The sequence below is a fragment of the Spirosoma foliorum genome (genome assembly GCF_014117325.1).
GTDB lineage: Bacteria > Bacteroidota > Bacteroidia > Cytophagales > Spirosomataceae > Spirosoma > Spirosoma foliorum.
In genome coordinates, this window is sequence record NZ_CP059732.1 from 4,768,142 (window position 1) to 4,789,287 (window position 21,146).

Genomic DNA, 21,146 nt, shown 5'->3' on the forward strand with positions numbered 1-21,146 from the left:
TGTTTTCTATGCAACCGTTCGTGTTCTGCCTCTTTCTTGTTCTTGCCTACGGCTGGGCAGCGGGTCAACCCGTGCGGGAAACACCGCAGCAGTCGCTTAATAGGTATGTGACCTTTCTGAATCAGTCAGCCGATGAGCTGACAGGCCGTTTCCAGATGGTGCAGGCCTACTACACAGCCGCTTATGCAGCTACCGACAAGCTCCATTCAACCGGAACATTACAGCTCCATTTACCGTCGTCGGGACCATTGAACGACTACGGGTACCGGCAGGCGCTGGCGAGCGACGGCCTGACACCTGCCGAAAAACAACGGCTCACTGGCACAACTGAATTGCTATGGCGCTGTCTGACAAAGATCGACCAAACGGCGAAGGCGCTGGAAATTTACGTCCGACTCAATGACTACCAACGCGATAACCTGCGTCAGTCCGATGTGCTGATTGGCCAGATGCAGTCGCTGTTTGCGCAGTTCGGTCAGGAACGCGAGGTGCTTATTAGCCAGGTCAGACGGGTATATCGTCGGTATCAGCCCCTGCTAGCCACGGACGTTTATCTGGCTACCGAAGACGGTATGGACCGCATCTTACATGGCCAGCAGCAGTTACTTGATACACTTACGTTTTACCTGCGAGCCAATGACCCCTCGAACTGGCCGGTCGAACTGGTGCAGCAAAGCCTGCTGGCCGATGAGAAGATTCTGGCCAGTTTTGACAATGACCCATTGGGAATAGCGTACCCGGCTTCCGGAATGGTTAGTCAGTTCAGCGTCGCGCTCAGCTCCATTCAGCAACTGAAGCGCGACGCGGTGGACGGCTACTCTCTAGCCGCCCAGCAATCGGCGGAGCATGGAAATGCCTTTTACCGCGCCCTCCTGATGCACTATAATCAGGATTTACTGGCGGCCCGTGACGGATTCGTTAACTACAGCCTGTTGACCAAACGGCTGCTTCATTCTCCTAAACTTAGCCCGGTTTTTAGTCTCGCCACACCTACCCCACCCGCTCAAGGCACAGGGCAAACACCCGCTTTTCAGGACATGGCCCCGTCTGTGTTTACGACAAAGCCGGCCGCTTCCCCTCTGCCGAAAGCCACCGCTCAAGTTTTATCCAGGTACGTTGGATTTATTAATGAATCGTTGCGGCAAATGCACCGGATTCAGCTTCTGATCCGTAATTACCAATCCTCTGCCGAGTACTATCGGAGTCCGGCTGACGCGGTGAAACGTGCGCCACTCACTTACACGTATGATGAGGTCATCCTGCCGGTTTCGGCCTATCAGCTTTTACTGACGACAAGCCGCCACATTCCGCTGCCCTACCGTGCATCGGTGACGGACCAGTTAAAGGTGCTGTTTGCAATACTGACGGAAATGGACGGTCTGAGTACTGAACTGGTTCGCTACACCAGCGGAAAACAATATCGGCAAGACCAGTTACAGCGCTCCGACGCCGTCCTGGATCGGTATGCTGACTTGTTTGAGGTATTCGACCAGAATAAAGAACGGCTCTATACGGATGTACGGCGTATCTACGAAAGTTATCCGCCTGCCAGCCGGACGAGTGCCTGGTACGTATCGGGCCGGGCTCTGCTAGAGACCATCGACCGGGATCGGGAAGCCCTTTTCGAGATAAAACGATACCTGAGGGCACAAGTCGATCACCTACCGACGATGGACATGATCATCAGCAACGCTCGTTCGCTGATAACCAATGAATATGCAAATCTGAACGGCCTCAAACGCTACGGACGCAGCAACGGTCTATGTCCCTATTCGCCCTATGAAGATGTAGCCGACAACTCGCTTCGCTTTGTGAAGGTAGTTGAGGCCGTGAAACCCGGCACGTCATTAACAAACCCATTTGAGTCCGCTTATTGCTTCTACAACAATGAGTTAATCTATCAATATAACAAGTTTAGCGAACTGGCTCCGGCTGATGTACTGCCGACAATCAACCAACCCGATTTGTTTGTCTTTCGGCGGCAGCCGTATAGTGACTCTATAAAAACGGTGGTATAATCTGTTGAGCCGTCCGTTTAGCCAAAAGGCACGGGTGGCGCTCAAGCCCACCTCTGGTGCTAATATTACTGAAATTAGCCGCGTCGTTGACGAGTTAAAATCAGATGGGGATACCAACGGAAAAGCAACTGATTCTGGAAGCACAGGCTACAAAGATCCCCTAAAGGTATGCCCCCATTAGAACGTCACACTTTCCAATAACGACCTGATTCGCTTAGCCCGAAAAACGATTCATTGCCAGCCCATTACGGTTGATCTGCCTAAAACTGGCAACTCGACTTTAAATAATTGCTGAGCGGTGTAGACCTACCCACCTTTGTGTCATCAAAACGCCCTGTTAGTACAATACAGCGTATAAACTACACCTTATCATGCGTCTTTTTCTCATTGGCCTGCTCATGGCCTGCTTCCTAAACCCAAGCTACGGAATCGTGGATTGTCCACCACTTATCACCAATGGAAAACTACAGGGCATCCTGCCGGTAGTGAATCAGAAGGTAAGGTACTCAGAAGTGACCGACTGTGGAGCTGTTTCACAGGCCGATCTGTTCCGGCGCGCCCGGTTGTGGGCTGTTCAATCCTGCTATTCACCCGGCGATACGTTTTCGCTAAGCGACAAAGAAACCGGCGATTTAGTCGGGCGGGTATCGCAGGTGGTTGCGCTGCCCCGTTCGGAGCATTCGGCTGGTGGTGTTTACACGTTTCGGTACAGCCTTATTATCGAGTGCACTAATCGCAAATACCGGGCAACCATCACACAGCTTGACGTGCTGGAAAATGGGACCAAACCCACCCCGATCGAAAGCTACTGCCAGAAAAACGAAGCTGACCTCCGAGCCATCTACATAGCCCTTGATGGGCAAATCAACCTCAGGCTGACCTCTTTACAGGACTATATGAAAAATTACAAACCGTTCTGATGATCAGCTTAATGATCAGCCAGCACCACATCTAAACTGCTTTACAACCATGGCAAACGAAAAAACAATCATTGATGAATGGGCGGTCAAAGACCTCGAAGACGGCTCATCTCTCACCATTTCGGTCGTGTCTTGCACCGAACTGGGCAACCAGTCGCTGCCCGGTATACAGGTATTATACATGGGCCATATCATCAACTACGAGCCGCTGGCTGTAGAGCGGCTGGCGTATCAGGCCACCAAAGCCGGCGTTGACGAATACTTGCTGGATGATCACTCGTGGATGATATATGACGATCAGTTCGTTAAGAACTACCTCGTACTGGGTTCACCTCTGAAAGTCAGAGTAGCCGTAAAAACCCGTAGCTCTAAGGTAATAACCAAAGAATACGAACTCCCTTTTGACGTCTGAAAACCATCGGCAATCGGTACCTCAGGCGTACACGGATGATATTGCTGATGGTATGGGCCACCTTGATGACACTCACTTCGTCTTGCCAGCCACAGACTGCATCCAGAACGGAGCAGGCCCCAAAGGCTTTATCAACCATTGCTCCTGATTCGGCAACCGCGGCACAAACGGTTCGTACGTTTCTGACCTGGTACAAAAACCACATCCAGGCAGCCAATCGGATACCCTTAGTAAACCAGCAGGCCGGAAAGCCTTACTCCGTTAATATCCAGAATGGGGAACGCTACCTAACCTATCTGAAAAGCAGCCAACTACTAACCGATTCGTACCTGAATGGATGGCGAACGTTTTTCAAAGAACGTCAGGAGAGTTTTCGGATCAGCCCGCAAACCGAAGGTCCCCCCACCGGGTTTGATTACGATTTAGTCATGCTCAATCAGGATGTAGACATGCAACTAGCCTCGCTCAAATCGCTGAAGATCAAACGGGTAACAATTGACAGACAACAGGCTGTCGTAATGTGTGTACTGTTCGATACATACGAATTCCGGCTTGTGCACGACGCGAACCAATGGCTGATCAATGAAATCCTGAACGTAAGTCAGGAGTAAGAACGAGACCACAAACAGGTCAATATCAAACCCTAAAACAATGTACTTATTCTGGATTTTATGGGGTATCGACGCATTTGTTGCCCTTATATGCCTTTACTTCTTTTTTATCGGCCTAGGTGATGGCACCGTCTCGTCGTCCAACATTGTACTTTGGCTGGTCATACTGAGCGGCCTGGCCGTTGTCTTGTTAGGTGGCTACTGGCTGTCTTCGCATCAACACGCCGTGATAGCCAAACTTCTGCTGGCCATCCTGGCGATACCCAGCTTGCTCTATGGCCTATTTATGGGGCTAATGATCATGGGCGGCAACTCTGGGTGGAAATGAGTAGCAACAGAATTGCTCAACCAGACTATCTGACAGATATACTAGCAAAACAGAAATGAAGACAATGACGCTTTCTGCGATAAAGGAACAGATAGAAACCCTGGGAGGACTGATCAATGTGCCCCACCATCTGTATCCGACCTATGGCTATTCTGCCGATGGGGCATTGCCGCATATCGAACTTGATGGCTCGGGCACTTTTCATTTTGTGGTGGTGGAACGGGGTCAGGAGTTGGAACGACGAGCGACTACCGCACTCGATGACCTCTTGTACTGGATTTTCGACACAATCACCTTTTCGATGGCTTGTAGGTTTGAACTGGATAACCGCAATCATAGTCAGGACTTTAGGCGAATACTATTTAGTCAACAGGAAGAATTCCTGGGGCGTATCAACATAAATTGGCAGGAAACAAAACGTACCGAACACAACCTGATTCTAACCAAACACCCCTTTACAGATGAGGTCTTTAACTCCTGATGTAAGGGCCTAACCTCGCCAAACTCCATATGACTTTTTGGAAATTGCTTACCTACATCAACTGGCTGCTCATCGCGGTCTGGGCAGCCATGATGCTCTACTACCTGACACTGCCGAATAGCCCTACCGATGCCGCCGGGCAAGGCGCAGAATCAGCCATTAAAGGAATGTGCGCGGTTGTTCTGCTTGTTCTGATCGGCCTCAATCGGCTGCCTTATCACTGGACGAAGGCCTTCACTTTCCTGCTCGGAATTCTTGTCCTGTGGATGGTCCGCTACATAACCATGAACTGATGGCAGACGTCTTCCGATTTATCAAGCTGATTTATTTCCTGGCCATGAAATCACTCCACATCCTGCTGTCAATTCTCGGCCTGGGCTTCCTGATCTCCTGCAAAAAGTCCGGATACGAAACCAGAGACGGATCAGTCTATTATAAGGACTACCTGCTTCGCGAGGCCGATTATGCTTCGTTTGAGGTGCTGAACGATCTATTCGCCAAAGATAAAAAACATGCCTATTATCGGGGCATTTCACTGACCGATGCCGACGGTGCCAGCTTTCTAGCCCTCAATGATCATTATGGCAAGGATAAAACAATGGTTTTTTATTGCGATAACTACCTCGACTTTAAGCTATTTGAAACAAAACGGAAGGATAAAATCAGCCGGATCTATAATGCTGATGCCAGCACATTTGAGGTGCTGGAGAGTAGTGAATACGCCAAAGATAAAAATCGGTGCTACAATAAGGATATAGGCTTTGCCGTCAGCGACCTTGCTTCGTTTCAACCGCTCGACTATGGGTACGGGAAAGACAATGTAACGGGCTATTTTAATCTCAAACCAATACCCGGTAGTCACGGACGCTCGTTTACGGTGTTAAGTGCCAACTACTCAAAAGACAAGCAACACGTTTATTACACCTCGCGGGCTGCAGATGGGCCTCCCTTTTCGGACATACACCGTATACCGTTGGCGACCCCTGATTCATTTACGGTAATCGGTATGTATTACGCCACCGATCAGGTTCACGCTTTTTACAAGGATCACTGCCTGCCAGCTGCCGCCCCTGCTTCATTCAGGCAATGGAATGCCAATGAGATCAATTATGCCCGTGATAGCACACATATTTATTTTCAGGAAAAACTGATTATGGAAGCAGATAAAGCGTCATTTCACTTACTGACAGATTTTTACGCGCAGGATGCTAACGCCGTTTTTTACGAGCATAGGCCCCTGTCGGCGAGCGACATCACAACGTTCACAGTCCTTGGCCTTGGCTATGCAAAAGACGCCAACCAGGTCTATTATGAAGGCAAACTGTTGAAAAAAGCAGACCCCGTTTCGTTTGCGCTGGTCGATAACGACGCAGACCGTGATGCGGCAGACAAGTATTATTCGTATAAAGATGGCCATCGTATCAAGCCCGAATAAGGGAGCCCAGACCTGGCAAAAATCAGGTCAACATTGTCTGAGCAGACACTCTCCTCTAGCTATCAAGAACAAAAACCCTTTAGTATCACTCAAAATGAAGTATATATTCTTTATGGTCGGTTTAGCCGGTCTACCAGTACTGTCCTGTCAATTATATGGGCAAACAGCCAATGAACAGATTAATTATTTATCTATTTCAGATCCTATCAATGTCCAGAAGAAAGCGTATCAATTAACCTGGTCATCACACCCGGATGCCTCACTTTACAAACAGGAATACTTAGCAGTTGGGGATCGTTTCCCCAAGTACAAGTCGATGGTTATGATCGATTTCGTGTTGACAGCCGCTACCGTCGATCAGGCTGTATCGGCAAAGATTCATGAACTGGAGACACTAAAGACAACGAATCCTACCGTTAATTTTACTATACTGAGCAATAAGGCGACGTGCGAAAAAATGATTGATTGTCTGATCGGGCAAACGGCTCCCGACGATCGGAATAGTGTGGTTGAACGAACGGTCTTTCGCTTTAAGTCCGTTAAAGCGAAAACGGGCCAGCAGGGGATGCTCTTATTCGCTGTCAGTACACGGGCTTATGGGAAAGACGTTGATCCATTTCTGATACAGCTAAAAACCGACAAGCCCATACTGGTAAAAGCAGTAGCCCAGTTTTCGCTACCGGAAATACGTTTACCAAAGTCTTAACAGACCACGCAAAACGTGTATTGATCTGCCTTATACTGACCACGATATCTGTATGTCCGAAGACATGGTTTCGCCTGATGGCAACTACAAAATAAGTTTTAGCAGCTACGAGGTCCGCATGAGTCACTGGATCGATCAGCCTTACCTGATTCGGGTGAGCGATGCTGTTTGTCTGTTTTCGCTTGATGCCGATGGCTGGTCGGCCTGGACAGTTCGCTGGCTGGATGATTCGACGGTCAATTTATTGATGCGAAAATACCCCGGTCAGATCGAATGTACGGTCGAACTAAATGCAGGTACAAACCAGGCTCATGCCATCAGCCGGTCGGCTTCGGTTGCAGGCACCTTCTCGGCGGTAAAAGAATGGGTGTTAGAACTAAACTAGTCTACGTGTTGGGCTGCGTTTTCATGTGCTGGATATCTGTCTTTCTAAATATGCCTCTCCCTGTTTTATTCAGCATTTTTTGTCATGCACGAAGCCAATTTCACGTGGCGATCAGCTACTGAGGTTTATCCTTCAACGTTTCTGCCGTGATAAACCGCGAAGACGTCGGGCCTATTAACTAATTGGATAAAAAACCTCCGTGGCTGGCTACTTAAGCTAGTAGTTTAGATGATAATATGTTCCAAGAAAGGAGTTAACTTTGGTGAACCAGTTATACAATAAGCCAACCAATGGCTATGTCTATTTATACTACCCATGCCCCCGAGCTGTTTTATAATTGGTGAGGGTACCTTATTGATTGAGTGCTCAACCATTCTTTGCCAGCGCGGTTTTCTGATTAGAGGTATCATCAGTCAGGACCCGCAGGTGCTTACTTATTGCGCCAGTGCAGGGCTTCGTTCCATTGGTTCATCGTTGCCCGTTGCTACTATTTTAAACGACGAGCCCTTCGATTACCTTTTCAGTATCTCGAACGGACATATTCTATCTGAGGAAATACTAAACATCCCTCGGTTATTTACCCTTAATTATCATGATGGCCCACTACCCGCTTATGCCGGTGTGCATGCTACGTTTTGGGCACTCGTTAACGACGAAAAAACGCACGGCGTAACCTGGCATTTGGTCGATACCGGCATTGATACGGGGGCAATTGTGAAACAAAAGCGATTCCCGATTCAGTCTGACGAGACCTCAATCAGCCTGAACATAAAATGTTATGCAGCCGCTGTTGACGCCTTTCGGGAGGTGCTTGATGAACTTGAATCAGGTAAGTTAACAAGTTACCCGCAAGACACTGCTGGTCGCTCTTACTATGCCCGGAATAAGCGACCCGACCTAATCCTCAACTTCGACCAGCCAGCCGCTACAATTGCCCGTATGCAACGGTCTCTGGACTTTGGCTTTCAGTCAAACCCATTTGGTTTTTTGAAGATCTGGGCCGGAAATCGGTTCTGGCTGGTGCGGGGCGCCAGGGCAGCCACAACAGACGCAAAGCAGCTCCCTGGAACCATAGAAGCTTGTTTTCCCGACAGGCTGCTAATTGCCACGCGCGACTTCCTGCTGGTTATTGATGATGTCCAGACTCTGGATGGTGAACCAGTGTCGATGGCGGTATTCTATGAACAGACCTCACTTACCGAAGGTCAATTGGTGAGGCTGCCCGCGCCAGAACTCATTCAAGCCATTAATAGAGCCGAAATGCAATGTGCTGTTCATCAGGCCTACTGGGTTGACAAGCTTTGCCAGTTTCAGCCAACAAAGCTTTCAGGATTACTCCCAACGGGAAAACGAGACGGCACTCCCCCAGAACGTCAACAAATCAGTATCCCGCTTTGTAAGCCACTTGGCAGAAGAATCGGGATAGAAAGCCCCACGATTTACCCGCTGGCCATGACGGCTCTATTGGTAACGCTGGCCCGGCTAACGAATCAGCGGTCCATTGGGGTAGGTTATAGGTCTGAGTCCAGTGCAAGAATAGCGGCTGAAACCGCCGGTGCGTTTGCCGAGTACCTCCCCTTACAGGTAGCATTTGATTGGGAGACCGGCTTTGAGCGCGCCTTATATACTACGCAGCAGGAACTTGTAACACTGCATAATCACCTGACGTTTGCGCAGGAAAGTCTGGTTAGTCAGACCGCCTTGCAGCCATTGAAACAGGAAAACGATCAGCCATTGTTTCCCATTTTGATTGATGGCAATCTGCCCGTATCCGATACTTCGTTTCCAGGAGATGGTTTACGGATTAGTCTGCCCACAGAGGAAAATCCAGCCGGTCAGGTATCTTTTGACCCAGCAAGATGGCCAGCAAACTGGGTAGCCGATTTGGCTAATCGGTGGATTTTGCTGTTGGAAAATTTAGTGCGTCAACCCAGTCAACCCCTTCGCCTGGTGTCGTTACTGACCCCAGACGAGCAGCAACGGATACTGATTGACTGGAATGCTACAAAAACGGATTACCCAACCCATCAAACCGTTCATCAGCTTGTCGAAGCGCAAGCCGATCAGCGACCTCAGGCCGAAGCGCTACGGGTTGGTTCCCTCGCCCTGACGTATGAACAACTAAATCAGCGAGCCAACCAACTGGCCTGGCACCTGCAGGGCCAGGGGATAAAACCCGATACGTTACTAGGCATTTGCCTGGAACGTTCAGCCGATATGATCGTCAGCCTGCTAGCCATTCTGAAGGTTGGCGGTGCATATGTACCTCTCGATCCTACTTTCCCGACCGCCCGGTTAGCCGAGTTAGTTGCGGAAACAGGTCTTCACCATATCATTACTCAGCGAGCCTGGGTGGATCGCCTACCAGCTCAGAGTACCTTTATTATACTCGACGAATCCCGGAAGCTGATTGCCCGGCAAAGTAGTTGTAATCTAGCCATTTCGGTTCGAGCCGACCAACTGGCGTATGTGCTGTTTACATCGGGATCGACCGGACGTTCGAAGGGGGTAGCGGTTCCGCACCGGGCCATTGTCCGCACGGTCCGGAGCACAAACTACATGCGGCTGGACGAAACCATATGTATGCTGGGACTGGCTCCTCTGGCGTTCGATGCTTCCACACTGGAGATTTGGGGAAGTTTGGCCAATGGCGGACGCCTGGTGATGCTGAGCGAAAATCCGCCTTCGCTGGACGACATCAAGCAAACCATTCAGGTCCACGCCGTTAATGCCGTTTTTTTTACGGCGGCATTGTTTAATGTACTGGTCGACAGCGGCATTGATGGCTTACATACGCTAACTCAACTGGCCACTGGTGGCGAGGCTGCTTCGGCCGAGCATGTCCTTCGGGCCAGACGTCAGTTACCCCATTGCACCCTGATTAATGGGTATGGGCCAACTGAAAGCACCACCTTTGCCAGTTTTTATAACCTGACAGCAGGCGATTGGGGAACGGGACCCGTACCGATTGGGAAACCCCTCAGCAACACCCAACTCTACATTGTTGATTCGTTTATGAACCCTATGCCCGTGGGCGTGCCGGGTGAACTACTCATTGGGGGGATGGCCTGGCTCGGGACTACCTGAATCAACCCGAACTTACCCAACTTAAATTCATTCCTGATCCTTTTAGTCATCGACCAGGTAGTCGGCTTTACCGAACCGGCGATCAGGCCCGCTATCAGCCCGACGGTACCATTGAGTTTCTGGGCCGTTTGGACAATCAGTTGAAACTTCGCGGCTTTCGGATTGAGCCAGCCGAGATTGAGCAGGCGCTTTGTCAGCACTCTACCATTGCCCAGGCTTTGGTGGTAGCTGATGAATTAAGCTCGGGGATAAAACGCTTAGTGGCCTACCTGGTAGCTAAATCGGGAGACGTTATCAAACCCGATGATTTACGAGCCTTCCTGAAAACCAGCCTACCCGATTATTTAATTCCTAATGTATTTATTCCCTTAGTGGCCATTCCGTTGACGGCCAATGGGAAAGTCGACAAAGCGAACTTACCGTCGATTCCATTCGACACACCCCACCATCAGGTCGATCTACAGACGCCAACGGAACGAGCGATGGCACCTTTGTGGACCTCGGTGCTAAGGATAGGCAAACTGAATCGAAGTGATCATTTTTTTGATATGGGGGGAAGCTCCCTGATGGCAATCCAGTTAATCAGCCTTATTTCACAGCAGTTCGGAGTCCGGTTAAGAATGACGGATGTATTCAACTACCCAACCCTGCATAAACTGGGCGGGTACATCGATGCATTACCCCGTGAGCTGGTTCAATCGATACCGGGGTCATCAGGCAAAATTGATCTGACGGCTCACTTTCCGCTCTCATTCGCTCAAAACAGGTTGTGGATTCTGGAGCAACTTTACTCGGTACAGGGCGCTTATAACGTACCCATCGTGCTTCGTATTAGCGGCTCACTAAACCTGCCGAGCTTACAGCAAAGTCTCAATCAACTCATTGACCGGCATCAAATCCTGCGTACCACCTTTGGGCATACCAACGGAGTTGCTTTTCAAAAAATTGAGCCTGCTTTTTTGATCGACATACCGGTAAGCGATTTTGCTAACCTAATGGACTTCGTTCAACAGGAGACAGTTGACGGTTGGCTACGGGAGTTGGCCTACCAGCCGTTCGACCTGATAAAGGGACCTTTAGTGCGGGTAAACGTGGCAAAAGTGGGAGAGATGTCCTGGTTGTTGTTGCTGACTGTTCATCACCTTATTTTTGATGGGTTGTCAACGAGAGTGCTGGCCAGAGAACTTAGCCTTCTGTATACGGCGCAGGTCCAGGGTCTGCCGGTTAGTCTATCCCCTTTGCCAATTCAATACGTCGATTATGCACGGTGGCAGACGGAGCAGTATGGACTGGGAACACTAACCCGCCAGTTGGAATACTGGCGAAATCAGTTGGCTGGGGTAGCTCCCATTCTTACGCTGCCTATTGACAAGTCCCGTCCGGCCAGTGAATCATTCCGGGGGGCCGACTACTGTTTTTTCCTGCCTAATTCACGCTGGCATCCGCTTCGCCACGGCTTCCAGGAACCGGACACAACGCTATTTTTACGGGTACTGACTGCTTACATGGTCTGGCTTCGTCAAATCACAGGTCTCCAGGATATCGTGATTGGTATACCCGTGGCTGGGCGTAGTAATCCCGAATTAGATGGCCTAATCGGTTTTTTTGTCAATACACTCGTACTGCGCGCAGATGTATCCGCAGATTTAACCTTTCGGCAACTAGTCCGAAAGGTACGGCAACTGGCCCTGGACGCCTACGAACATCAAGCCGTTCCATTTGAACAAATTGTAGCGGAGGTCAGCCCCTCACGGAGCCAGGCATACTCACCTCTGGTGCAAGTATTTTTTGATTTTCAGGAAGACACAACAAACTGCTGGGCGCTAAATGATTTACAGATTGAGTCTGTCCCTTTCCAGCAGCATAGGGCCAAATTCGACCTGAGTCTTTCCTGCCAGGAGGCTAATGATGGGTTGATGGGTACGTTTACTTACCGAACCGACTTGTTCACTGAGCAAGCCATAACCAAGCTGGCCGATCAATTCATTCAGCTTCTGGAGCAACTTCTAACCCAACCTGATCAAGCCGTTGAGCCGTTGATAGGAGGTCTATCGGCTCCTCTATCCATCTCACCTGATCAATCAAGAATAACCCGACCCGAAGAGCCAGACTTAGCGGGCCAACTCCTACATCCGTCAGTCGTCAAGCTGCTTGAAAAGATTTGGTGTGAGCTGCTTGAGCGGCCGACCATGGGCCTGGATGATGATTTTTTTGCTTTGGGTGGGCACTCGCTGTTAGCTCTTCAATTGACCGTTGCGATTCAGCGCCAGACCACTCATTCGCTCCCGATCAGCAGTGTTTTTGCCCATCCTACCCTGCGCCAACTGGCCCTTTACTTGCAAACCAGTCAATCCGATCTGGCCTGGCAATGCCTGGTTGGCGTCAAGTCACCTGAGGCAAAAAACCCACTTTTCCTAGTTCATCCTATATCGGGGGATATACATTATGTCTACCAGTTGGCGCCTTACCTATCGGAGGGGCAGCCATTGTATGGCCTTCGCGCTGTTGGCCTGGATGGCACTACGCAACCCTTGAAATCCATTGAAGCCATGGCGGCTCACTACATTCAACTTATTCTCCAGAAGCAACCGAAGGGTCCATATTCCCTTGGGGGCTTTTCACTGGGTGGCATCATAGCTTTCGAGATGGCCCGTCAGCTAACTCAGATGGGTAGAGAGGTACAATTGCTCGCGTTGATCGATGCATACCCCATCAATCCGGATGCAGATAACCATACGAAATATCCCCTTCATCAGCTCCTTGGGTATTACTATCAGTACTGGCGCTCACTTTCCAAACATCCGGTGGTGCTCTTGCCCATTCTTCGTCAGAAAATTCCATGGATCAGTCACTACTTATTTCGGCGGCTCTGGCAGACTGTTCCTGGTTTAAGGAGGTCTGAAGTCAGTTATTCCGTTGAACAAGATGCGAGCGAACCCGATAGTTTGCTTGTTAGAAGCTTACGGGAAGCCTATAGCCGGTATGAGTTTAAACCTTATAAAGGAAAACTTGTTTTTCTGCGGGCTATCAAAGCGAATACCTTTGCGTTAGTCTCTAAAAAGGTAGATTTTGGGTGGGGGCGTCATGCTCGCCAAGGCGTTGAAGTCTATCATTTGGTTGGTGAACATAACACGTTATTCAGCGATCCAGAAACTATTGCGGAAATTGGTCGTATTCTACAGCCGTATTTGATACCTTAGATCAACATTTAACTTCCATTAAATGTCCTGTGGCTCGGAGTAGACATTTATTGAAAATGTTTATTTCTCCTCGCTTACTTAAAAATCGCTTAGAATAACGTCCAGCTAATCTCAGAAAATGCCCAGCATACCGATCCAGCCAACTAGCAATCGAAAAGGCTTGAATCACGTATGCCTAGTTTAGGAGTATAAAAGCTATGATGTACATCTTTTGTACATCATAGCCGTATCGCGTACATTTCATGTACATATTTGTACATGAATCAATTCAAGCTGAACTCCCTTACAATAAGCTACCCCTGTTACTGCCTGCGCGTGAACTCGTAGAAACCATACCTATCCTGCGCCAGGAAAGTTGGGCGGCTTCAGCACGCAAGTTCGAAGCCAAAGTATATAGCAAAGAGTTAATCGAGGTCTTATTCGAGTACCCCTATAGTAAAATCGAGTACTTGGTTGATCGCCTACAAGTCGACCGCCGGACGGCCTCTAAATATTTGCGTAGCTTAGAGCAACTGGGCGTGCTGAGAGCCGAAAAGAAGTGGAAAGAAACCCTGTTTATTAATGTTGCCCTCTTCAATTTATTGCGTCAATAGCCAGATTACCAATTGAATTTAATATGTAACCTAAATTAGCGGTTCACTTAAATTAGTTCATTTGGTATCGTTCACAAAAAGGTCGTTGATCATCATTAACTGAACTTGTCGTAATCAGCTAGCAAAACCGTTCAGAAAAACGTCCGGTTGATTTCCCGACAAGACACAGCGTCTTATCCTGTAATAACTTTACTAATTTTCATGTCAAGCTAGTGCTTTACCAAACTAGATCCTATTGATTCTGTAGGATTCTATTGACAGTATTATACTGATAATCAATAATCCATCAGGTAGAATCAAAAGAATCTCTAGAATCTAAATTGGAAGAGTACTAGCTATTCTTGGGTAAGCCAGGCATTAACTAAAGTAACCGGCAGCAGAGCCTAATACCAGAGTGAATGATTATCGCATTTATAGTAGGGTCGTTTACTATTTGTACAACCTTATCCTGTACATGTAGCAGACTTAGATGTATTTCTAGCTTCCAACGTTGAACGTTTTTCTTTACTCAAGTATGGACTGTATCTACTTCATCGTGGAATTGTAAGCGGATACTCAGCCCCGAGTGATTGCTGATCTGAAGCTTCCCTCCGAGCTGTTCGCTGAAGCTATACATCAGCGTCATGCCCAGTGAGCGGCTCTGAGTTGGGTCGAGTTCGGCCGGTAAGCCTACCCCATCATCGGCAATCACCAGCTCATACCCTCCCTCATTCCACTTATGCAAATTGACCTGCACCCTCCCTGCTCTCCCATTCGGGAAGGCGTATTTGAGGGCGTTAGTGATGGCTTCATTGATGATTAAGCCTAAGGGCACCGCCTGGGTCACATCTAGTTCGATAGGCTCAACCTGCAAGTCAAAGCCGATGATTTGGGGAAGCTCATACGACTCGTGGAGGTAAGCCATCACCTCCTGAATGTAAGCACCCATAGGGATGCGGGCAACTCCCTCACTCTGGTAGAGTTTCTGGTGGATCAGGGCCATAGCATGGACTCGGTGCTGACTCTCCTGAATGGCCGACAAAGCTGAAGGGTCCAGCAAGAAAGCCGCCTGGGAGTTCAATAGACTCATGACGATCTGGAGGTTGTTTTTAACCCGGTGATGAATCTCCTTTAATTGCCATTCTTTTTCAGTCAGTAATACCTGCAGGGTAGCATTCTTACGATTGATTTATTCCTGCTGTTTCTGTAACTGTTGGTGACTGTTTTTCTTAAGATGATACTGATTATACACCAGCCCCAAAAGCAATATCAGCATAATTGCCCCAACAATGATAAAATTGCGCGTTGTCTGGGCTTTTTGCAATTGAGCTTCCCGTAACGTTCCCTGCTGACGAAGCCACGTAATATTCTGTTCTTTTTCCTGTGTTTGATATTGAACCTCAAACAGGGCCGTTCGCTGCTTAATTGTTTCGTTGATCAGCGAATCATTTAAAGCGTTGTACCGCTGCAAGTGCACGATGGCTGTAGCAAAGCTAGCTCTGGCCGAATCTAGTTGGAACCACCATAAATGATTCAGGCAACGGGGTGAAAGATCTCATTGAAAACAGCATCACCAAGTTGCGTAGAACCAGCCATATGAATGAGGGGTAAAGCGATCCACTCGCCACAAATGGGCGTATGTCCCAACCGATAAACCGCTAAGGCTGCCTCCTCCATTTGCTGCATATTTTGGGCAATCAGATTTGTATCGTCGTTGGTGCCAGAGCGATAGGGTCCAGCTATGAGAATAAGCATATCAGTTTTGGTTTAGCTGCTGTAAACGCAAATACTGCAACAGCATGATCGTCTTACCATCCATGATGCCACCGTTTTTAATCATTACCATCGCCTGACTAACAGGAAGTTCCAGAATATCAATTTCTTCTTCGTCGATGCCTCCCCCGGCATTTCGCTCGGTGTCGGCGGTGTAGTGAGCGAGGTAGAAAAATAGCTTTTCGGTCACGGAGCCCGGACTCATGTAGGCTTCCATAATTTTCTGGACCGATTGAATCCGGTAGCCGGTTTCTTCTTCCATTTCCCGTCGGATGGCATCGTCCGGATGCTCATCGTCGAGCAGACCTGCGCAGGCTTCAATCAGCATACCTGACTGGTTACCATTCACAAAGGTCGGCAATCTGAACTGGCGGGTCAGAATCACCGTGTCGGTTTGTGGATTGTGTAACAAAATAGTAGCCCCATTGCCCCGATCATAAGCCTCGCGTTGTTGGGTAGTCCATTTTCCATTCTTACCCAGATAATTGAATGTAAAACGTTTCAGAATGTACCAGTTGTCGGAAAGTAATTTCTCCTCCGTTATTTGTACGCGTTCAGTAGTCATTTGTTTAAAATTGTTCAATTTTGTTTATTTTTGAACAAAAGAAATAAATCGGGTATGAATTTCCAACAGCGAAAGCAACTTATTATACAAGCGGTCGAGGAACGCGGCTCGGTGGATGTGGGTGAATTGGCCGAATTGGTACAAACGTCGGAGATGACTATTCGACGAGATTTGATTCAATTGGCGGCTTCAGGGCTAGTTTACCGAACGCGGGGTGGCGCTATGAAAGTAAGCCTGGCCACCGATAAACACCGATTTTCGAACAAAACCGCCGTTAATCCAGAACGGAAAGATTATATCTGCCAGCTGGCCGCCCAGGAAATTCAGGAAGGCGATGTGATTTTCATGGATTGTGGCAGCACGGTGTTTCGGCTTTGCCCATTCATCCGCAATAAACGCATTACGGTAATCACGAATTCGCTGCCCGTTGTGGCAGAACTGATGGAGTCAGAAGTGTCCGTTAATTTAGTAGGCGGTGAAGTCGATAAAGAGCGGCAGGCAGTTCATGGATTGATTGCCGAAGAACATATGGCCCGTTATCGAGCCAACCGGGCGTTTATGGGCGTCGATGGTATCTCGCTGGCGCATGGGTTGAGTGCCAACAGCGAGAAGGAAGCGAGCATAGCGACGGCAATGGCCCGACAAACTGAAAAAGTTTATCTCCTCTGCGATTCCTCGAAATTAGAAACCAACAAATACCTCTATTTTGCGCCATTAAGCCTATTCGATGTGCTCATTACAGATAAGGAAGCGAACCCTGAGCTTGTAACAGCCTATCGACAGGCGGGAATTACGCTGATCAATTAACCCATGTACCAAATCTGGATTGATACGGGCGGCACCTTTACCGACGGCCTCGCTCTTGACCCCAATGGGAATTTACACCGAACCAAAGTGCTGAGCAGTAGCCGCCTACGCGGTCAGTTGATCGATGGCAAACTTGTAGCGCCCTGGTTAACAGCACCTATTTTTGATGGGTATCAGCTACGGGTTATTGAAACCGATGAACTGTTTACCATAGAGTCATTGGCAGTTGATGGGACAGTGAGGTGTAACGCGGTGATGCGGCATTCCGACATCCTGTCCGCATTGAACTCTGCGGACAGGATGTCGGAATGCCGCATCACCGCGTTACACCTCAGCGCGTTACAAACAGTCGAGCTTTTCACCGGCGAAGAAGCCCCTGTTTTGGCGGCTCGCTTATTGACACAAACGCCTATCAACCAACCGTTTCCGCCTTTGGAAATGCGCCTGGGAACGACCAAAGGAACCAATGCGCTACTCGAACGGAAAGGCGGCCGCGTGGCACTTCTCGTTACAAAAGGTTTTAAAGACCTTCTCAAAATTGGCACGCAGCAACGCCCTGATTTATTTCAACTCGCTATCCCCCCCGCCGAAGTTCTTTATGATTCCGTCCTGGAAGTGGACGAACGCATAGCCGCTGATGGTCAAGTGCTAACGCCTTTATCCAGCCAGACGATTGACGCGCTTGTTTCACAAATTCAGGAAACGCAACCGGATGCCATTGCGATTTCCCTATTGAATGCCTATAAAAACCCAATTCACGAACAACAACTCCATACGGCTCTAACCGAAGCTGGCTTTACTTACATAACCCGCTCCACCAGCGTTTCGGTGACTCCGCAATATGTATCCCGCACGCAAACAACCGTGGTCGATGCTTACTTGACTCCGGTAATGCGGTCTTATCTGGACAACGTTCAGTTGCAACTCGGTGGTGCTAACGTGCGAATCATGACCAGTTCGGGCGGACTAGTTCGGGCAGACTTGTTTCAACCGAAAGATAGTTTGTTAAGTGGGCCAGCCGGTGGTGTTATTGGGGCAGCTTCCATTGCGAAGAATCAACCGGTATTAACCCTCGACATGGGTGGCACCAGTACCGATGTCGCCCGAATTCAGGGGGGAGCTGATTATCGGTTTACGACCAAAATTGGGCCGTTTGATTTACAATTGCCATCACTGGCGATTGAAACGGTAGCGGCTGGCGGTGGCTCCGTTTGCTGGTTCGAGAGTCACGGAGCCGCGTCTGGCCAATTGCGTGTGGGACCTCAGAGCGCTGGAGCAAATCCGGGTCCGGCCTGTTACGGCGCTTCGGCTACCGGCAAGCCACTCCTGTTGACCATTACCGATGTCAATCTACTCCTGGGAAAACTTCATCCAAAACAGTTTGGCATTCCTGTGTTTCCCGAAAAAGCCCAGGAAGCCTTAGCAGAAGTCATCCAGCAAATTGAAACACAAACGGGTAGCCGACCCGACGAATTAACAGTCCTGCGTGGCTTTGAGCGGATTGCCAACGAAACGATGGCCGGAGCCATTCGCAAGATTTCGGTAGCACGCGGTTTCGATCCAAAGGACTATAGTTTGCTGGTCTTTGGTGGAGCTGGTGGGTTACACGGTTGCGCCATTGCCCGACTGTTGGGCATGGAGCAGTTGATTTTGCCGTTCGATGGCGGTCTGCTAAGTGCTTATGGGATTGGTCAGGCCCAAATCGAGCGCATGGCAACACGGTCGGTGTTACAGTCCTTATCAGTTGTAGAAGCTGATCTACCAACCCTGATCGACGGATTGATTCAGAGCGCAACCGAAGCTTTACGGGAAGACGTTGGGGCCGATGTTCCTATTGACACAAAGACCATCTCGTTGTTTCTGCGTTTGTCAGGTCAGGAAGCCACTGTTGATATTCCGTTTAGTGCGAATCTGGAAGACGATTTCCGGGAAAAGTATCAACGGTTATACGGCCATTTCCCTGCGAATCGGCCTATCGAACTGGAAAGTATTCGGGTCATTAGTAGTACCGTTAGTCCCGAAAATCCAGTGGGCAGTTCACCAGTGAGTCATCATCATGCTGCTCCGGCTTTCCAGACAGAGGCTTACCCGGCCTACGACTGGACGAAACTACAGGAAGGTGATACGTTTCGGGGGCCAGCGTTGCTCCTTAACACAACCTCATCAGCTTTCATTGAACCCGGTTGGCGATTGATCGTTCAGGCAAACAGGAATGCACTTGTTGATTACATTGAAGATAATGACAACGAAACCATCGTCGAATCGAACGAGGTTATTCAGTTAGAATTATTCACCCAGCGGTTCCGGGCGATTGCCGAAGAAATGGGCGCGCAATTACAGCGTACGGCCTTCTCCGTCAACGTCAAAGAGCGACTCGACTTCTCGTGTGCCCTGCTCGATGCCAATGCCGAGCTGGTGGCCAATGCGCCACACATTCCGGTCCACTTGGGCAGTCTGGGTGTTTGCGCCCGCCTGAGTTTAGCAGCCATGCCTACGCTAGAACCGGGCGATGTTATCATCACGAACCACCCGAAATTTGGTGGTTCACACCTTCCCGATGTAACGTTACTAAGCGGTGTTTTTACGGATGACAATGAGCTTATCGGCTACGTCATAAACCGGGCACACCACGCCGAAATTGGCGGTAAAGTTCCGGGATCAATGCCACCCGACGCGGTGTCGCTGATCGAAGAAGGAGTTGTGCTAGAACCCATGTATGTCGTGAAGAACGGGCAGTTTTTGTGGGAAGATACACTTGCCCAACGGTTTACAGATGCCCCCTACCCGACCCGTGCCCTGGCCGAAAACAGAGCCGATATTGAAGCCGCGCTGGCCTCGCTAAAAGCCGGTGAAACAGCCCTTCAACAGCTCGTTCGGCAGTATGGCATATCAACGGTGAAACAGTATATGAAGCGGTTGCAGCAATCGGCCACGGGTGCTATTTCGGTGGTGCTGAAACCGTTAGCCGGAAACGTCTACGAAGCCGAAGAAGGATTGGACGATGGGCACAGGATTCGCTTGAAAATCCAGATTTCGAAAAAAAGTACTGTCGATTCTACGCCACGCATTCAATTCGATTTTACCGGAACTTCAGGCGTGCACCCGCACAATCTCAATGCCAATATTTCCATTCTATACAGCGCCGTCTTGTATGTACTTCGCTTATGGTGCGGACGCGATATTCCGCTAAACGAAGGCTTAATGGCTCCCGTCGATCTGATTTTACCTGAGTCATCCTTCCTAAATCCAGTTTTCCCTAACGAGTCTGCACTTTGTCCGGCGGTAGTGGGCGGCAATACCGAGGTCAGTCAGCGGCTGGTCGATACTCTACTGAAAGCCCTTGGCTTGGCCGCCTGTAGTCAGGGAACGATGAACAATTTCCTGTTTGGGAAGTCGGGAGCCGGTTCGGGCAACTTCGGCTATTACGAAACTATTGGGGGTGGTGCCGGGGCTACCGACGGTTCAGATGGTCGCTCAGCAGTGCATCAGCACATGACCAACACCAAACTCACCGACCCCGAAGAATTCGAACGACGCTATCCGGTACGCCTGCATCAGTTCGCCATTCGGGCAGGGTCCGGGGGCAATGGTCAATGGCGCGGGGGCGACGGAATTATCCGCGAAATTGAGTTTCTGGAACCTGTACAGGCAACCCTTTTGAGTCAGCATCGGGTGGTGGCCCCTTATGGGTTACATGGTGGACAATCAGGAGCCATAGGCAGTCAAACGCTGATTTCAGCTAATGGTCAAACAGAAAGTCTGCCAGGCATTTTCACCCGCGCCATGCAACCCGGAGAACGTATCCGAATTGAAACGCCAGGGGGCGGAGGGGCTAACACTAAATAA

At 49.4% G+C, this 21,146-nt stretch carries 19 protein-coding genes; 15 read left to right on the forward strand and 4 right to left on the reverse strand.

From position 1 onward, the window contains the following. Positions 1 to 8: 8 nt before the first annotated feature. The 13 genes from H3H32_RS20300 (at position 9) to H3H32_RS20365 (ending at position 14,176) form a co-directional block, all read left to right on the forward strand. A complete protein-coding gene (locus H3H32_RS20300) occupies positions 9 to 2,018 on the forward strand; it encodes a hypothetical protein (RefSeq protein WP_182457472.1) in 2,010 nt (669 codons plus the stop codon). Positions 2,019 to 2,389: 371 nt separating this feature from the next. Then, positions 2,390 to 2,938, forward strand: a complete 549-nt coding sequence (locus H3H32_RS20305) for a DUF4468 domain-containing protein (protein ID WP_182457473.1) — start codon at positions 2,390 to 2,392, stop codon at positions 2,936 to 2,938. A gap of 49 nt (positions 2,939 to 2,987) precedes the next feature. Continuing rightward, on the forward strand, positions 2,988 to 3,350 hold the full coding sequence (locus H3H32_RS20310) for a hypothetical protein (protein WP_182457474.1): 363 nt from the start codon (positions 2,988 to 2,990) through the stop codon (positions 3,348 to 3,350). 65 nt (positions 3,351 to 3,415) lie between these two features. After that, a complete protein-coding gene (locus H3H32_RS20315) occupies positions 3,416 to 3,961 on the forward strand; it encodes a hypothetical protein (RefSeq protein WP_240543425.1) in 546 nt (181 codons plus the stop codon). Between the two features lie 40 nt (positions 3,962 to 4,001). Then, the gene (locus H3H32_RS20320) at positions 4,002 to 4,289 is read left to right on the forward strand and encodes an osmoprotectant transporter permease (protein ID WP_182457475.1); all 288 of its coding nucleotides are present in this window, start codon (positions 4,002 to 4,004) and stop codon (positions 4,287 to 4,289) included. A 64-nt stretch (positions 4,290 to 4,353) separates the two neighbouring features. Then, positions 4,354 to 4,770 carry an Imm63 family immunity protein gene (locus H3H32_RS20325; protein ID WP_182457476.1) on the forward strand — a complete coding sequence of 139 codons (417 nt, stop codon included), beginning with the start codon at positions 4,354 to 4,356 and terminating at the stop codon, positions 4,768 to 4,770. A gap of 29 nt (positions 4,771 to 4,799) precedes the next feature. After that, a complete protein-coding gene (locus H3H32_RS20330) occupies positions 4,800 to 5,063 on the forward strand; it encodes a hypothetical protein (RefSeq protein WP_182457477.1) in 264 nt (87 codons plus the stop codon). Continuing rightward, positions 5,063 to 6,205, forward strand: coding sequence for a DKNYY domain-containing protein (locus tag H3H32_RS20335; protein WP_240543426.1), 1,143 nt, complete (start codon positions 5,063 to 5,065; stop codon positions 6,203 to 6,205). Before H3H32_RS20330 ends, H3H32_RS20335 begins: the two co-directional genes overlap by 1 nt. Positions 6,206 to 6,299: 94 nt before the next feature. Beyond that, on the forward strand, positions 6,300 to 6,911 hold the full coding sequence (locus H3H32_RS20340) for an HI_0983 family protein (protein ID WP_240543427.1): 612 nt from the start codon (positions 6,300 to 6,302) through the stop codon (positions 6,909 to 6,911). Between the two features lie 52 nt (positions 6,912 to 6,963). Next, a complete protein-coding gene (locus H3H32_RS20345; protein ID WP_182457478.1) occupies positions 6,964 to 7,296 on the forward strand; it encodes a hypothetical protein in 333 nt (110 codons plus the stop codon). Between the two features lie 315 nt (positions 7,297 to 7,611). Then, on the forward strand, positions 7,612 to 10,383 hold the full coding sequence (locus H3H32_RS20350) for an AMP-binding protein (protein WP_182457479.1): 2,772 nt from the start codon (positions 7,612 to 7,614) through the stop codon (positions 10,381 to 10,383). A 140-nt stretch (positions 10,384 to 10,523) separates the two neighbouring features. Next, the gene (locus tag H3H32_RS20360; protein WP_182457480.1) at positions 10,524 to 13,583 is read left to right on the forward strand and encodes a condensation domain-containing protein; all 3,060 of its coding nucleotides are present in this window, start codon (positions 10,524 to 10,526) and stop codon (positions 13,581 to 13,583) included. Between the two features lie 242 nt (positions 13,584 to 13,825). After that, the gene (locus H3H32_RS20365; protein WP_182457481.1) at positions 13,826 to 14,176 is read left to right on the forward strand and encodes a hypothetical protein; all 351 of its coding nucleotides are present in this window, start codon (positions 13,826 to 13,828) and stop codon (positions 14,174 to 14,176) included. A 508-nt stretch (positions 14,177 to 14,684) separates the two neighbouring features. Here H3H32_RS20365 and H3H32_RS20370 read toward each other — a convergent pair. From H3H32_RS20370 to nudK, 4 genes are all read right to left on the reverse strand, one after another. Further along, the gene (locus tag H3H32_RS20370; protein ID WP_374191847.1) at positions 14,685 to 15,344 is read right to left on the reverse strand and encodes a sensor histidine kinase; all 660 of its coding nucleotides are present in this window, start codon (positions 15,342 to 15,344) and stop codon (positions 14,685 to 14,687) included. Next, a complete protein-coding gene (locus tag H3H32_RS20375; protein WP_182457483.1) occupies positions 15,345 to 15,626 on the reverse strand; it encodes a hypothetical protein in 282 nt (93 codons plus the stop codon). Between the two features lie 62 nt (positions 15,627 to 15,688). Beyond that, complete coding sequence (locus H3H32_RS20380) at positions 15,689 to 15,910, reverse strand: hypothetical protein (protein ID WP_182457484.1); 222 nt, start codon at positions 15,908 to 15,910, stop codon at positions 15,689 to 15,691. A gap of 1 nt (position 15,911) precedes the next feature. Continuing rightward, positions 15,912 to 16,493 (reverse strand): GDP-mannose pyrophosphatase NudK, encoded by a 582-nt coding sequence (gene nudK, locus H3H32_RS20385; protein WP_182457485.1) that lies wholly within the window; start codon positions 16,491 to 16,493, stop codon positions 15,912 to 15,914. Positions 16,494 to 16,547: 54 nt separating this feature from the next. Between nudK and H3H32_RS20390 the strand changes: the two genes are divergently transcribed. Continuing rightward, complete coding sequence (locus H3H32_RS20390; RefSeq protein WP_182457486.1) at positions 16,548 to 17,300, forward strand: DeoR/GlpR family DNA-binding transcription regulator; 753 nt, start codon at positions 16,548 to 16,550, stop codon at positions 17,298 to 17,300. 3 nt (positions 17,301 to 17,303) lie between these two features. Then, positions 17,304 to 21,146 (forward strand): hydantoinase B/oxoprolinase family protein, encoded by a 3,843-nt coding sequence (locus H3H32_RS20395; protein WP_182457487.1) that lies wholly within the window; start codon positions 17,304 to 17,306, stop codon positions 21,144 to 21,146.